The organism is Abiotrophia sp., from assembly GCF_057275535.1.
This window is the reverse complement of sequence record NZ_DBHIRJ010000004.1, coordinates 1-14008: the sequence shown is the minus strand read 5'-3', so window position 1 is coordinate 14008 and position 14008 is coordinate 1. Positions and strand designations below refer to the sequence as shown.

At 46.1% G+C, this 14008-nt stretch carries 11 protein-coding genes; 2 read left to right on the top strand and 9 right to left on the bottom strand.

What is annotated here, in order from left to right; translation table 11 throughout:
• Positions 1-9: 9 nt before the first annotated feature.
• Positions 10-1089: a glutamyl aminopeptidase gene (gene pepA / locus ACO53F_RS03780; RefSeq protein WP_485137367.1), complete on the bottom strand. Its 1080-nt coding sequence runs from the start codon at positions 1087-1089 to the stop codon at positions 10-12.
• A 205-nt stretch (positions 1090-1294) separates the two neighbouring features.
• Between pepA and ACO53F_RS03775 the strand changes: the two genes are divergently transcribed.
• On the top strand, positions 1295-1627 hold the full coding sequence (locus tag ACO53F_RS03775) for a hypothetical protein (protein ID WP_023390987.1): 333 nt from the start codon (positions 1295-1297) through the stop codon (positions 1625-1627).
• A 98-nt stretch (positions 1628-1725) separates the two neighbouring features.
• On the opposite strand, the gene pulA is transcribed toward ACO53F_RS03775, so the two are convergent.
• On the bottom strand, positions 1726-3657 hold the full coding sequence (gene pulA / locus ACO53F_RS03770) for a type I pullulanase (protein WP_485137366.1): 1932 nt from the start codon (positions 3655-3657) through the stop codon (positions 1726-1728).
• Between the two features lie 247 nt (positions 3658-3904).
• Between pulA and ACO53F_RS03765 the strand changes: the two genes are divergently transcribed.
• Positions 3905-4414: an HXXEE domain-containing protein gene (locus ACO53F_RS03765; RefSeq protein WP_485137365.1), complete on the top strand. Its 510-nt coding sequence runs from the start codon at positions 3905-3907 to the stop codon at positions 4412-4414.
• Between the two features lie 55 nt (positions 4415-4469).
• On the opposite strand, the gene ACO53F_RS03760 is transcribed toward ACO53F_RS03765, so the two are convergent.
• Genes ACO53F_RS03760 through ACO53F_RS03730 form a run of 7 tightly spaced genes read right to left on the bottom strand, consistent with a single transcriptional unit; the run spans position 4470 to position 13458 of the window.
• Complete coding sequence (locus ACO53F_RS03760) at positions 4470-5537, bottom strand: hypothetical protein (RefSeq protein ID WP_485137364.1); 1068 nt, start codon at positions 5535-5537, stop codon at positions 4470-4472.
• Positions 5524-7998, bottom strand: coding sequence for a phosphoenolpyruvate synthase (locus tag ACO53F_RS03755; protein ID WP_485137363.1), 2475 nt, complete (start codon positions 7996-7998; stop codon positions 5524-5526). Before ACO53F_RS03755 ends, ACO53F_RS03760 begins: the two co-directional genes overlap by 14 nt.
• Positions 7998-8897 carry a UbiA family prenyltransferase gene (locus ACO53F_RS03750; RefSeq protein ID WP_291431152.1) on the bottom strand — a complete coding sequence of 300 codons (900 nt, stop codon included), beginning with the start codon at positions 8895-8897 and terminating at the stop codon, positions 7998-8000. The genes ACO53F_RS03755 and ACO53F_RS03750 overlap by 1 nt, the downstream gene beginning before the upstream one ends.
• A complete protein-coding gene (locus ACO53F_RS03745) occupies positions 8890-9753 on the bottom strand; it encodes a phosphatidylserine decarboxylase (protein ID WP_485137362.1) in 864 nt (287 codons plus the stop codon). Before ACO53F_RS03745 ends, ACO53F_RS03750 begins: the two co-directional genes overlap by 8 nt.
• Positions 9746-10375, bottom strand: a complete 630-nt coding sequence (locus ACO53F_RS03740) for a CDP-alcohol phosphatidyltransferase family protein (protein WP_485137361.1) — start codon at positions 10373-10375, stop codon at positions 9746-9748. Before ACO53F_RS03740 ends, ACO53F_RS03745 begins: the two co-directional genes overlap by 8 nt.
• On the bottom strand, positions 10365-12857 hold the full coding sequence (locus ACO53F_RS03735; protein WP_485137360.1) for a PEP/pyruvate-binding domain-containing protein: 2493 nt from the start codon (positions 12855-12857) through the stop codon (positions 10365-10367). The genes ACO53F_RS03740 and ACO53F_RS03735 overlap by 11 nt, the downstream gene beginning before the upstream one ends.
• A gap of 10 nt (positions 12858-12867) precedes the next feature.
• A complete protein-coding gene (locus tag ACO53F_RS03730; RefSeq protein ID WP_485137359.1) occupies positions 12868-13458 on the bottom strand; it encodes a CDP-archaeol synthase in 591 nt (196 codons plus the stop codon).
• Positions 13459-14008: the final 550 nt, after the last annotated feature.

Sequence of the window (14008 nt, the reverse complement as noted above, 5' to 3'; positions counted from 1 at the left end):
AGTCTGTCCTTAGACATTGGCGCGAATGGTCGCTAAGCTTGTCTTGTCGAAAGTCTCTAGGACTTTGATGACCATTTCCTTGGCTGCCTCATAATCATCCATACGGAAAAGGGTTTGGTGACCGTGAATGTAACGGGCGCAGACTCCAATAACAGCTGAAGGCACCCCATCATTGCTGACATGAGCGGCACCCGCGTCGGTTCCACCTTTGGAGAAGAAGTATTGGTATGGAATCTTGTGGGTTTCTGCTGTATCCAGCAAGAACTCACGCATACCGCGGTGGGTGATGTGGCCTGGGTCTTGCACCCGTAAGAGGAAGCCACCCCCTAACTGTCCAAACTTATCCTTGTTGCCATCCGTATCATCGGCTGGCGAACAGTCTACGGCAATAAAGGCATCTGGTTGGTAGCGATGAACGGCCCCTTTTGCTCCACGCAAACCGACTTCTTCCTGAGCGTTAGCCCCCGCAATAATGGTGGCCGCTAGCTTCTTATCCTTGACTGCCCGCATGGCTTCTAACATCACGGCGCAGCCATAGCGGTTATCCCAAGCCTTGCCGATTAGGGCTTGCTTGTTGGCTGTCCAGACAGTTTCTGTCTTAGGTACAATGGAATCGCCAGGACGCACACCATATTCCAAGGCTTCTTCGCGGGAAATAAAGCCCGCATCAAATAGGATATCTTCAGGCGCCACTGACTTAGCCGCCCCATCCTTGCCCCGTAATAAGTGAGGAGCCACAGATGATGAAATGCAGACATAATCTCCCTTGCGAGTTTGAAGGGTGTAGCGTTGAGCTGAGATGCTATAAGGGTTCCAGCCCCCAATAGGTGTCACCGTTAAGAGACCATTCGAGGTAATCTGACGGACCATAAAGCCCACTTCATCCATATGAGCTGCCAGCATGAGACGTGGTGCTTCTGGTTCCTTGGCATACTTAATCCCATAGAGGTTACCAATCCCAGATACTTCGATCTTATCAACTAGGGGTGTCAACTCTTCCTGCAAGAAGCGACGAACCTGCCCTTCATTGCCCGAAATCCCTTGTAATTCGGTCAGATGTTTGATTAAGTCAAAGCCTTGTAATGTCATGCCTGTCGCGGTCGCACCGCTACCTCCTTCGCCATTATAAATAGGTAGATTTTACTCTTTTTATTATCTCACGAGCGCTTAGTAAAATCAATGAATTGTACTCGAATTTGTGTTACACTAAGAGTACGGAGCACAAGCCTGTGCGCCCCCACCTACCGCTCCTCGATAGAGCGCGCACCATACCTATGAAAGAAGGATAAATACTATGTCATCTACTCCACGTAAAGGCCTCGTCGGTGGCCTCCTGCTCTTAACCGGCGCCATTGTCGGCGTGGCTGGGACCCTCTTTTACTTGGAATCCCAACCTAAACGCCCGAGCCGGGTCCTAGCCGAAGTTAAGGCTGAATTTGCTAAACAAGGACCGATTGAAGGTTCTTGGATTCACTATGTTCCGGTTGAATACCCTGAATTAGAAAGCCAACCTCAAGTTTATATTGGGGGCATTAGTCGCTATGAAGGGGAACAACTGGTTCACTACCAATTCGTCTGCGATATTTACACCGGTCAAATTCTAGACCTCTTCCCCGTAGAAGGCTAAGGAGAATCGAGAAGTCAAAGAGTCGCTCTGGTGGCTCTTTTTTTGCATGCTGAAAGACAAAAATCCGACCACTTGAGTGGTCGGATTGATTTGTGTACTTATTCTGCCTTCTCAACGCGTTCCAAGACGGTCACAGACAGGCCTGGCATTTCGTAGTGACCATTAAGGTCGAAGACTTGGCCTTCTTCCAATGGTGCCGTATAGTCGACAATTACCTTGCGGTAGAGGCCATGTGGCAGATAGGTGATCGGCATGCGCCAATCATTAGCATTAATCATAACGAAATATGCTGAATTCTCATCCTCTAATTGGTAGGCAATGACACCGTCATGTAACTGGTAAACAGCCAGAGAGTTGAGAATTTCATCATAAGAGTTTTGGCGGAAAAGTGGTGAGCTCTTACGTAACTTGATTAAGCCGCGGACATAATCCACCGTGTCTTGATGATCCGCTACTCGGTTCCAGTCAAATTGGTTGATTTCATCCGGTGCATTGTAGGTATTCTCTATCAGTCTCTTGGTTCTTAAGAATTCTTGACCAGCATGAATGAAGGGAATCCCTTGCGCCAAGAGGACCAAACTGGTCGCCATTAAGGCTCGATGAACACGAACTTCTTCAGAATCATGCGGATGAGTGTAACACAACTTGTCATAAAGGGTTAAGTCATCGTGGGCCTCAACATAGTGGACGACTTGGTCCGGACTAGCATAGGCCGAGTTAGGAATCCCTACTAAGAGGTTCTGAGCCACTAACTTTTCTAAATCAGGACGTCCATTGACATAGCCGCCTTCTTGCTTGTTGAAGTTACCACCTTTGAGGGCATTACGAATGGAATCGTTGAAATGAGCCACTCCTGGCATACGGTAGGCATTGTGTTGGGCAGCCTTATCTTCATAAGGCAACATAGTCCCTAGGTTCCAACCCTCGCCTAAAACGATAATGGAAGGATCAATTTCATTCAGGGCTTGACGTACGGCCAACATGGTTTCAACGTCATGAATCCCCATTAAGTCGAAGCGGAAGCCATCTAATTTGAATTCTCGTGTCCAGTAAAGGATGGAATCCAAGATATAGCGGCGCATCATATAGCGTTCAGAAGCAGTATCGTTACCGACCCCAGTCCCATTAGACAAGTTACCTGCCTGGTCATAACGGAAGTAATAACCTGGCACAATCTTCTGGAAGGCTTGCAAGTCAAACTGATAAACGTGGTTATAGACCACGTCCATAATGACGCGCAGACCATTGTCGTGAAGGGTCTTAATAGTTTGCTTGAGCTCTAAAATCCGGCTAAGCGGATCATAAGGATCCGTCGCGTAGGAGCCTTCTGGCACATTGTAGTTCTTAGGATCATAGCCCCAGTTGTAGGCTGATGGCTTGGCTTCTGTCTCATCTACTGTCGCATAATCATAAATTGGTAATAATTGCAAATGGGTAAAGCCCAGCGACTTAAGATAGTCTAAACCAGTTACTTGGCCTTTAGAGGTATGAGTGCCTGCTTCGGCAAGACCTAAGAACTTACCTTTGGCTGAAATGCCAGAATCTTCCGCTACTGAGAAGTCGCGGACATTAAGTTCGTAGATAATAGCATCGGTCGCCTTGCCAAAAGACGGCATACGGTCAAAGCCCTCCACTTGAGTGGCTGCTGGGTTGACCACCACACTGCGGTCACCATTGACTACCGCCGCAATGGCATAAGGATCCTGGCTGCGCTTAAGGCCTAATGAACCATGGTCTAATAAATAAGTATAGGCTGTTAGATGCAAGTCCCCTAAAATTTCAGTGACCCAAGTACCGCGTTCACCACGTTGCATAACATGGACGCTAGCCAAGTCACTATCCGGTTGGTTGGATTCATAAAGTTCAACGGTCACGCTCTTAGCCGTTGGTGCCCAAACGATAAAACGAGTTGATTGAGGTGTATAAAAGGCACCTAAAGGTCCGTCATAGGCAAATTCTTGATCAAAATCAACCGTTCTGACTGCTTTGGTAGCCAATCCCACCGCCTGATTTGGATTTAAATCTGTCACAGTATTTCTCTCTCTTTCTATGTATACGTATTCTCACGCCTAGTGTACCGTAAACGGTGCTCAGAAACAAGTCTTTAGCCTTACATTTTAGCTTAAATACAGTGAGAAAACAACTAATCTTATAGGATTCTCATCTTATAACCCAAAGTCTCATCTAGCTGTCTATTTTATACATGCAGTATGATTGAAATGCTGGTCTTGAAGCGCTACAATACAAAAGTAAAAAAACAAGGAGAGGAAGCAAATTATGGAAAATCTCTTATGGTTATTTCCCGTCATTTTTATGCTACATGAGATGGAAGAAATCATTGGCTTTGGTCCATGGCTGGACAAAAATCAAGCGATTTTAGACAAGTACCCTAGAATTGCTGTTGCTTATGATCACTTTTCCCCTTCAGGCTTTGCTCTGGCAGTCTTAGAGGAGTATCTAGTGGTGATTATCATCACCGGCGCTAGCCTGTATTTTGCTAACTATCTGGTCTGGCTAGGGGCCTTCATAGCCTTCAGCCTGCATCTCCTCATCCACCTGATCCAAAGCATCCTGATCAGAAAATATATTCCTGCCCTAGCTAGCAGCCTAGTGCTGCTTCCACCCAGCATCTTGATTATCAAGCAAGTAATCGATCAAACGAACTATAGCCTCCTAAGCCTCCTAATCTGGACCTTGCTAGGGCTAATTTTCATGGTGGTGAACCTGGCTTTGGCCCATCAATTGATGCGGTTAGTGACGAAAAGCCTTAAATCTCAGAAATCCTAGTCCCTCTATTTAAAACCAAGTAAAAAGCTCGCACTTATCCCAAGTGCGAGCTTTTTTATAGTAAGAGTTGATAGAGCCCATAAGTATGGCTAGTTCCCTGTAAGTCAGCAGCATAGTGACGTGTCAGGGTATGCTGATGTATTAAGGCGCCAACGGCAGAAGCCCCTCTGGCTTGAGCTTGCTTAAAAATTGAATAGCTCAATGCTGACCCCAAACCCAAATACTGCGGATCTACTCCTAGGTAGAGTATGATGTAGCGTTTGGCTCGATGCTTAGTCCAAAATAATTTGGCTAAAGTAAATAAATTTAACTTTTGATAAACCAAGACTCCATAGTCTGGCATGGTAATCAAAAAACCCACTAGCTTATCCTCCTGATAGGCCAACTTAACCATAGAAAAATCCAAAATATAACGATACTTCTCAAAAATAGCACTAAATTGTGCCCCTTGCAAGGAACGGTAAATAGGAAAATCTCGGTAAAGTCGATTCAAGAGTTCAAACACTTGTAAGGACACCTCAGTCCAATCCGACTTGTGGGGAGATCGAATGGTAATCCCCGCTGCTAAGGCAGCCTCATAACGCTTAGCTAGTTTTGCTTCCTGGGTAGTGGGACTTACCTTAGGATAGAAATTAGACAGATAGCTTTCGGTCAATTTGAATCCCGCTGCCTCCCAGAGTTTGGGGTAATAAGCCGGCTGATGGGGCTCGCCAGTAAAAGGTAAGTCCTCGTGGCCAGATAGCTGCATGCGATAGCCTAACCAAAAACTAGCCTGAACAGGACCAATGAGTTTTTCGGCCCCTAAGTTACGGGCCTGATTTGCTATGTAAGCTATAAACTGCTTGGCCGTGTCCACATCATCTAGGGACTCAAAATAGCCTAAGAAGCAAGTGCCATCGACTGGATAATAAGTCAGCAAACCCCGAATCTGAACTTGCTGATCTTGGTAACCGACAAAGGCTCTCACTTCTATTTCCGGGCTAAGTGGATGGGTCCCACTAATCAGACTTGCTTCCTCTTCAGGTGTCTGCATTAAGTGCCCCTTGCCGTAAAGTTTCTGCGGCAAGGCTAGAAAGTCGACTAGCTCCGGCGAATGAGGCTGCACAGCTTTAATAGTCAGCATGGTCCGCCTCCTCCAAAATGGTTACTTGGCCGCTTAAGCCATCCATCTCAATCCAATCCCCACTTTTCAGCAATTGCGTAGCACCCCGCACATTCACAACTGATGGAATGCCTAGCTCACGCGAAATAATGGCTGTATGAGACAGGAGGGATCCCTGCTCAGCGATGACCCCTTGGGCTTGAGTTAAGAGATAGACCCACCCTGGATCTGTCATTCTGGTTACCATAATCTTACCCTGAGCAGATTCAATGGCTTGAACATCGTCCACTACTAGCACTTGGCCCTTAACCCGACCAGGCGAGCAACCAATCCCTTGCAGGTGTTCTGCCCGACTCAACTGGCTACGTGACTGCCCTGAAAATCGCACATACTTCTCAAATACTTGACCCAAGAAGACATAGCGACTGAAGTTAGGTAAGGTCTTGTCACCCGCTAGCTTAGCACGTCTTTCTGCAATCAGGTCCGATACTGAGTGTGGCTGTCTGGCCAATTCAAAGATTTCTTCCTTGGTCAGATAGAAGATGTCTTCTTCTGTCTCTAAATAGCCTTGCTTGGCAAGTTGCGCCCCAATGGCTCGAAAAATCATCCGCATCATCCCATAAATCCGTGTCCGATTTAGTCTTGAGCTTTCTCGGTACTTCACGCCAGTCATCGCGCGACGGCGTAAAAAGCCCGTCCACCAACTCCTTGGTTGATTGCTTGCAGCATTTGAGGCTTTTAGGTCAGGGGCTTCTTGCTGGCACATTTGAACTAACAAGGATAAGAGGCCTTGTGGATGGGTACGGAAGGTCGGTGTTTCTAGTTTCAGTTCTTCGGGTGCTCGGTCACCAAATTCTTGGATAAAATCCCGAATCTTGGTTACTAAGGGATCTTGTCGACTTAAAAAGTCTGCTGCATCTTCATTTTCTATTGCCTGACGAAGAGCATGGTTCTTGGGATCCTTGAGCTCCCCAACTAAGTCCTGAAGGGCTAGAGCCGGCCGCATACTTTCAATCTGTTCAATACCGGCAATTTCTGCCTGAACATCTTGCCCTTGACGCGACTTTTTCAATAAACCCGTATAGACGAAGGCATAAAGATCATTAATCAAGGTAATGTCCCAATGCGCTAGAATCTCATCCTTAAGCTGTCCGACTAGAGCTGTCAACTGCTCCAAATCCGCATCTGGCGAGAAGCGCTCTTGAAATACTGCTTGAATCCGGATGAATTCCTGTTCTAGCTGGGCCATTTGCTTAGGCGCAGTGAAAAACTCGCGCATAATTCGGCCCATAATCTTAAGTCGCTTCCAAGGCGAGAGATGGACCGGCATGGCCGGTACTTCCGTCTCCCTCACTCCCAGCATAACCTGCCAGATAGGAATAATTTTTTTAGAGAAAGGCAACAATTGCAGAAGCTGGTACCAACTTTGAATTTGATAGTAGACTCGACTATTGACTGGACAGAGCATATTCTGGAAGGTCGGCTCATAGGCAGCCAGTTCAGCTGCCCCCTTCCCCACCAATCTTTGAGCCAAGCCACGGAATATACTCGCATAGGCTTCTTGAATAAAACTGATAGTTAAGGGTGTGGAGAGACCTGGATAGCTCTCCACAATATTACTATTATCCAGAATGATTTGCTTGCCTTGTGGCAAGGTAGTAATGGGACGAGCCTGTAAGATGTAGAGCCGGTCTCCTTGGAAGGTAAACTCCAAATCCAGATAGGGGCCAAAAAGCGTCATGGCTTGCTGGGCTAAGGATTCTAGCTCCCCTAGTTGACTAGTCGTTAAACTTGGGGCGCCTGGCTCTTGTTCCGTATAGGATAGCTGATCTGCCGGATGATAAGTCACCATGCTAGTAGGCACCTTATCTTCTACAATTTGATCACCTAATCCCTGTCCCACAACCACAATGTGTTCATTAAGAATTCCCTTAGGGTTGGCTGTAAAATAAACACCTGATAAATCCCCCTTAATCATGACTTGAACCAGACAGTTCATCTGAGCTTCTGGCAGGCTAATCCCTTGCTTGAAGAGATAGGCCAGAGCGGATACCTGATAGAGGGACAAGAAAGTATGCTCTAGAGACTGGGGTAAGTGGTCGATTGGGACATCTAGCTGGCTTTCAAATTGTCCGGCAAAGGACGAGACGGCACCATCTTCAATGTTAGCAGATGAACGAACTGCCAAACGCACCTGACCAGATGGAAAAGTTTGCTTGACCCAGCTCAGCACAGGACTTAAATCTTCCTTAGCAAAACTCTCTTTAGCCCAAGCCAGTAGTTCTTGACTCAGCTGATCCAAACTTAGATTCCCCGCCTGATAGGCTGCTTCCTGACTAGCTAGAAAATCCATGCTGTCCGCTCGATCAAAACAGTCAAAGGCAAAGACCGCAAAACTAGGTACTGGTAACCCCGCTTTGGTCATTTCCATGAGGTGGTAGGCTTTCCCCCCCACTTTCTGGAGATCATAGACTTGTTTCATTAGAAGACTCCCATCAAAAGGTAGACAGCTACTGAGACGACCATGGTGGTCTCAGTAATATAGGTATAACGCTCAACTCTTTCCCGAATATTGAAGAGCGTTGGATCCTTAATGAATTGCTCGAACTGAACCGTCATCCAGATAACATTAAGCACCAAGACCACGACCCCTACATGGGAAATATTCCAGAGCAGAAGGAAGTTGGTCATAATATCTAGAATGGTGACTACTTCGATGAAACGGGTAGCCTTCTTATAACCGAAGAGCTTGGAATAAGTTACATATTCTGTCTCATCTTTTGGTGCTCGAATCTTACGACAGACTTCCCAAATCAAGCTTGGGAAGTACATGGTGAAGGCCAAGAGAACGGTCGGAACTGACAATAGGGGCAGATTATACTTATAGCATACGAAGGAAATAGTATAGAGATTCAGAATCATCATGACCGGATTATGGGTCACCAAGGCTAAAGGCAATGAATTTTGAATTTTATCTCGCTTAAAGAACCAGAAAGACATCAAGGTTCCGTAGATATAGAGGAAGAGGAACCAAAAGATATTATTCATGAAGAAGATATTCAACATAACAGAGACCGTGACGATAAAGGCTAAGGCGATAGCTAAATCCTTCTTCTTGACCCGACCTGACGGTAAAGCCCGATGGGGGAAGAGTCGTTGATCGGTCTCATAGTCCTTGAAGTCATCTGCAATACGTAAAATCATTAAGAATACAAAAATGGTGAAAATCCCAATCAATTCTTGATGGTTGAAATTAAAGCTGGTCACCCCGTCATTTAACAAGAGGACAAAGTAAATCTCGAAAAACATAATGGCTGCCACGATAAAACGCGACCCCAGCGGAAACATTTCCTTATAATAAATCGCTAAACGCTTAAACATGTTTAACACCTATCCTTTCACCCATTCTGACCTGGCTTTCGATACCTAAGTCTGAGTAATATCTAATATCTTGGTCCAGCTCAATACGATTGGCTGGATATAGTACGACGATAGTGGACCCACCTAAGCCAAAATAGCCCTTCTCCTGGCCTCTGACTAGGTAAGATTGATGATGGTTATAAATTCGACCGACTAGCAGTGCACCAATTTCCATCTGGAGAACTGGCCCCTCTTCTGTCTCAATCAGACAGTAATGCCGGCTATTCTCACGATAAATCAATCGCTGGGCTTGGGCTACTTCCCTTACACTATGCAACTTGCCCTTGATGCTTTTCTGATGGACAATTACCCCAGATTCAATGGCTAAATAACGATGCAAATCTTCGACCCCTAAACGAAATACTAAGGCTAGCCCACCTTGGAAGGCCTGCGCTAGTTGGTCATCTTCCAATAACTCTGCCAAATCATAGCTTTGACCCTTTAAGACCAAACTTAAGTCTTCATGAATATCAAAAACTTGTAATTTGGCATCGGCTACGGCTAATACTTGCCCTTCTGGACAGACAGGGCGTAAATCTGGCTGAATTTTTCGCTGGAAAAAGGCTGCAAAGTGGGGATAGGTCCCCTCTTGGTAGTCAGCCAGAGACAGGTCATAGGTCTCTAGGAACTTTCTTACCTTAGCTTTTGACCAGGGCAAGTAATCACTTAGGGTCAGCAAATAGGAGATGCTAGGCCGTGTCAAGAGAGGGAGGAGCCACCGCCCCCATCTAGTCTGATAGAGGCGATTAACCAAGCCTTCTTGATAGACTGCAGGCTCTATGACCTGACCACTTTGACGCTGGTAGACCTTAACCATAAGGCAAGACCCAAAGCCCGATTAGACTAAGAATTGCTAATAAGGCAAAAGCCAGATAAGCCTTCTTGTTAGGCTTAGGGACGGGCTGGTTCCAGACGAATAGGCCACTTAAGAGTATGGCTAATCCCAACCACAGCCAAGTATAGAATCCAGGAGCCAGCCACTGACCTAATAGATAGCTTAAGGGAAAGCACAAGGCACCATAAGTAACGGGAACCCCGACAAAATATTGCCCACTCCCCTCATCATGCTTGGCCAAGCGATTAAAGTGCCCCAAGCGCGTCACCGCTGCTAGCACATAGATAATAGCAGGCAAGAGATTGGCAGGTCCAAGCGCTAGCTGGGACATGAGGAGAAAAGCTGGCAAGGTAGCAAAGCTAATCATATCGCAGAGTGAATCAATTTCAATGCCAAAACGTTCCTGTTCTGGTGTCCGTGGTAAGCGTCTAGCCACTACACCGTCGAAGAGATCACAAATTCCACTAAGGATAAAGGCCATCATGGCTAGCCGGACCTGCCCTTGTAAGGTCCAATAGATAGCTACTAAGGCAAAGGCCGCTCCCAAGTAAGTAAGTATGACCGACTTATCATACTCTCCAATCAAATAGTTTTTAATCTTCATGTAGATGAATCTTTCCTTTCTCTGCGTCTAGCGTGACTAGCATGCCCGTTTTGAGCCTCTTGCTTGCTTCTTGGACACAAACCAGAGCCGGAATACCACATTCACGGGCCACAATGGAGGCATGACAGAGTACCCCGCCCGTCTCCGTAATCAGGCCTCCTAAGATGCCAAAGACATAGCTCCAACCCGTATCGGTATAAGCTGTCACTAAAATCTCACCCGGTTGAATGCTAGCTATATCTGCCAAGTCTAAAATCACGCGCACTCGCCCCGTGACCTGACCACTGCTAGCAGGCATACCACTCAAGTAAGCTTCCCGACTGCCTTGTGGGAGCGGTTGGAAATTACCTTCTGTTAAGTCTCCTAGCGCCTGACATTTATCATAGGACTGGCAATAATGGCGATCCTGCTTGACTAGTTGCTGTATGTCAATACTTCTATCTTTGTCATTCATGAAGGCTAAGAGATCCCATTTGGTCAGATAGAAGATATCCTCCACTTGCTCTAGGTAGCCTTGTTTAAGATAGGCTCGACCCAAAGCCAGGCTGACTTGCCGAATCAGGTGGTAGGCATGAGTTGAGCAATCCTTAAATTCTTCTCGCCACCACAATAAGTGACGCAAGGAGGTCGCAATCTTCTTAATCTTGCGGCTTTGACGTCCTGTCAAGCCACTAGGTAGCCCTTGTTCCTTGTGCTGACTGACCAGAGACTTTTGCGCCTTATCATAATAAGCATCGTCAAGCACTAGGCGTTGGATTAGCGCTAAAATTTGTTCAGGTTCTTCCATGTAACTTGGTACCCTCAAGTCCAGTTCCCGCCTTGAATGATGACCAAACTTAACCATAAAATCAGCCAAGGCCTTAAAATCATCCCGCTGCCCTTCTTGCTGAGCAAGTTCTACTAAACCTGGTAATGTTTGCTGCGTCCAATCGTCTTTTATCAGGGGCCGATTTCGAATCATACTAGCTAAGGCTAGCATTTCTTCTAAAGGCTGGGTATGGGAAATATTACCTAGGTCTGCAATCAATTGAAAGAACTGGTCTTGGCTTAAGCATTTGAGTAGCCGTGTCTTTTGCATGGAGAGCTGGACCGTATTGATGTAGGCTTGCCAGAAATAAGTCTGCTCCGTTTTTCTGTAGCAGTTTAAGATGACTTGACGCCAGAGGGTCTCAACTTGTTCCAAGGGCGTTTCGTAACTTAGGCTTGCAATCTCGGACTCTAGCTGCTTAAAGTTGTCCTGTAAATTAGTTAAGTTATCAGGGGCTGCTTTCATGAACTTTTTGGTAAGGCTTTGCGTCTTCCAAGCCACCTTGATGAAGCGTGTCAGAAGACCCAAACTTAACTGACTTCGGTATCCTCTACCCTCGTAATCCTTATTAACCCCTAGCTCATCATCGAAATCCCGTTCAATGTAACCAGGAATTTGCTGCATGGCTGCTTTGACTACCCCTAAATTCCAGTAGGGACGAGCATGATGCCGACGCATCAAGTCCGGCATAGGACCACTAGGGGCTAAGTCAATGACCTCCAAGAAGCTCGACAAGGACTCTTGCCAAGCATCAAAGTAGAGACTCCACATGAGATTAGGGCAGGATTGAGCTGCCACACCGCCATCGCGAAAATTAGCTGTCGTCCACCGTCCTTGGCTGACTCGAGTAGGCAGCGTCGTCATAGGGCGAGCCTGAACTAGATAGACTTGGTCACCGCATGCACACCACTCGACATCCATAGGGCGACCAAAGTGGGCGCTAATAAGCATGGCTTGTTCATGAAGTCTGGCCAGTAGGGCTTGAGATAGACCACTGGCTGCAACTAGCTTCAAATCCGGCTCATACCAGGCTAAGCTTAGTCGCTTTGGATTCACGCGACCACTGACTAACTGCTCTCCCGCTCCCGCTACATACTCAATCAGCATCTCTTGGTCTTGATTAGATTCAGGGTTCAAGGTGAAGTAGACTCCACTATAATCAGGCTGACATTGCTCCTGGATTAAAATGGCTAAGCCAAAGTCCTGCCAGGATTGCCCTTGGCGATGCCAATAAGCAAGGGCTTGAGGTTTAAGTAATGACAAGATGCAAGCCTTAATCCCAGCTGCAATTGATGACATCGTCTGGCAATCTGCTATCGAGTCATATTGACCGGCAAAAGAAGTAGTCGCCTGGTCCTCCAAGAGAGCACTACTGCGAACAATATAGGTCTTACCGTCCTCTATAAAATTTCCTAGAGCTTCCTCCAATTTAGCAGGCAGATTCTGACTTTCTAACCGGTCTTGCACCACTTTTCGATCTAACTTGAGCCACTTACCCCAGTCTAGTCTTGGGGCTGCTAATTCTGGCCAGCAATCAGCTAGCCAAGTCATAACTTGCTCGGCTGATAGAATAAGCCCATTTGGTACTGGGAGATTGAGCTGCCTAAGATCCAAAAGATGATTAATTTTCCCCCCATAGCTTGGGGTCTGTTTGGCTTGATAGAGTGTATCCATCTTATTACTCCTATAATCGATTTTGTCTCAGTTTCGCTAGATACAATAGACGATTAACTCCTAAGTGGGTCAATGTCCCTACAAGCAATAGTCCAATGACTTGTGCCCAATCTAACGAAATATAAAGGTGTAGGACCAAGAGAATCCCGATTAAGGAATCAATCTGATCCAGTAAAATAAAGGGATACTTCCAAGCATCCTTAGCGGTCTTACCTGGCGAAATATCTAGGCGACGCTTGAGATAAGAATTAGGTAATTCAAAAAGCACATAGGCCAAGCCCAAGAGTATCCCCAGCGGAAGGTTAGTCGCTAGCTTATTCGGATAATGAGCATAAATTAAATGAAGTTTCTCTAAATCCGGCTGACTCGCCAGAAAATAGGACCAAACTAATTGAGCAAGTAAGCCCCAGGCCACCATCCCCCAGAATCCCTTCCAAGTCTTATTGGCCCCAAAAAGACGACGACCGTCCCCTAGTAGACGTCCAGCATCAATGGGTTGATTGACTGAGTCTAATAGGGAAGATTTACAAAATATCATATTGGCAATACCTGACAATATGACTGGCATAAGGGTCAGATAAAGAGAGAGAATCATGGACATGTTGCGTCATTCCTTTGAACTAATATAAGAACCAAACTGGCCGCATGAAAAGCAGCTAGTCGTCCGTCTCCTTGAGGAGACGATATAATGATTGATATACAAAAAGAAGCTAGGTCCCCCCAGCCTCCGCATTCGCTACTTAGACCTCGTCCCCCTTGAAAGAGCTAGCAAGCTAGTCTGAGCTGACTAAGTCTTGGCTTGCCAATCTTCTTTCAAAATAAGAGGAGGGTCTGACTTATTATTCCTATAGTATACCATCAACTCTATAATGAAAACAATATAAAACTCATATTCCTTACCGTGCTTATACGCTAGATATCCTATATTATAGGGATTTGAAGCTAATTACTGTGATAATTTAGATTGGTATTTCATTATATCGAGAGCTATAAAAGTACTTTACTTATTAGCTAGCCTAATTTCTAACTTAGTAGGCTTAACCCCTGGCCTTCCTCCCACACAAAAAAAGCGTCCCCTAAGGGACGCTTGAAAACTCTCACCCAGCATGGCAACGACCTACTCTCACAGGACCAAAGGTCCAACTACCATC

Coding starts and splice junctions, on each gene's coding strand:
- pepA (WP_485137367.1), bottom strand. CDS start 1,089: ATGACATTACAAGGCTTTGACTTAATCAAACATCTGACCGAATTACAA.
- ACO53F_RS03775 (WP_023390987.1), top strand. CDS start 1,295: ATGTCATCTACTCCACGTAAAGGCCTCGTCGGTGGCCTCCTGCTCTTA.
- ACO53F_RS03765 (WP_485137365.1), top strand. CDS start 3,905: ATGGAAAATCTCTTATGGTTATTTCCCGTCATTTTTATGCTACATGAG.
- ACO53F_RS03760 (WP_485137364.1), bottom strand. CDS start 5,537: ATGCTGACTATTAAAGCTGTGCAGCCTCATTCGCCGGAGCTAGTCGAC.
- ACO53F_RS03755 (WP_485137363.1), bottom strand. CDS start 7,998: ATGAAACAAGTCTATGATCTCCAGAAAGTGGGGGGGAAAGCCTACCAC.
- ACO53F_RS03750 (WP_291431152.1), bottom strand. CDS start 8,897: ATGTTTAAGCGTTTAGCGATTTATTATAAGGAAATGTTTCCGCTGGGG.
- ACO53F_RS03745 (WP_485137362.1), bottom strand. CDS start 9,753: ATGGTTAAGGTCTACCAGCGTCAAAGTGGTCAGGTCATAGAGCCTGCA.
- ACO53F_RS03740 (WP_485137361.1), bottom strand. CDS start 10,375: ATGAAGATTAAAAACTATTTGATTGGAGAGTATGATAAGTCGGTCATA.
- ACO53F_RS03735 (WP_485137360.1), bottom strand. CDS start 12,857: ATGGATACACTCTATCAAGCCAAACAGACCCCAAGCTATGGGGGGAAA.
- ACO53F_RS03730 (WP_485137359.1), bottom strand. CDS start 13,458: ATGTCCATGATTCTCTCTCTTTATCTGACCCTTATGCCAGTCATATTG.